This window comes from Stenotrophomonas maltophilia group sp. RNC7, assembly GCF_030910085.1.
Classification (GTDB): Bacteria; Pseudomonadota; Gammaproteobacteria; order Xanthomonadales; family Xanthomonadaceae; genus Stenotrophomonas; species Stenotrophomonas sepilia.
The window spans coordinates 1-544 of the sequence record NZ_JAVFVN010000251.1 but is presented as its reverse complement, the minus strand read 5'-3'; the positions used below and the strand labels follow the sequence as shown (position 1 = coordinate 544).

Sequence of the window (544 nt, the reverse complement as noted above, 5' to 3'; positions counted from 1 at the left end):
GTGTTCAAGTAAAAATAAATACTCTAGCTTGGAAAAATTTACTAGTAAATAGATCCAGAGAAGAGCATTTTTTTCCTATTTAATTCTTTTAAGTACAAAGCCTGCTCTGTAAGTCGATTGTCTATTTTTCTTATGTCTTCCCAAACGAATTTTAATTCTCTTTGAATAACTTCTTGGCCAGCCTCTAGCCTAGCTTGTCCACCCCCAATTTTATCCAGTCTTTGGTTCATATTTTGTATTTCGCTCAGTATTTGTTGTGAAATTTGATTTTCCATAAGAGCATGCTCCTATAATAAAGAATAGATACCTATATTAGAACTGATGAAAAAGAATAAAAATATATAAAATTATAAAAAACAATGATACAATAGAAAATATGATAGAAGTGGATATGAAAACCATATAGGGAGGAGATATTAATGAAGTATAAAATACTACACACCTGTATCAGAGTCATGGATTTAGAAAAGTCTTTAAAGTTTTACAAAGGAGCCTTAGGTTTTATTGAAACTAGGAGAAAAGACTTTCCAGAGCACGAGTTTAC

The 544-nt window shown here is 30.5% G+C and carries 2 protein-coding genes; one reads left to right on the top strand and one right to left on the bottom strand.

All coding sequences use genetic code 11. The features are described 5' to 3' along the window. Positions 1–41: 41 nt before the first annotated feature. Positions 42–275 (bottom strand): hypothetical protein, encoded by a 234-nt coding sequence (locus tag RCF13_RS03180; protein WP_308140861.1) that lies wholly within the window; start codon positions 273–275, stop codon positions 42–44. Between the two features lie 144 nt (positions 276–419). Here RCF13_RS03180 and RCF13_RS03175 point away from each other — a divergent pair. After that, a partial coding sequence (locus RCF13_RS03175) for a VOC family protein (protein WP_308140862.1) occupies positions 420–544 on the top strand: 125 nt, incomplete at its 3' end.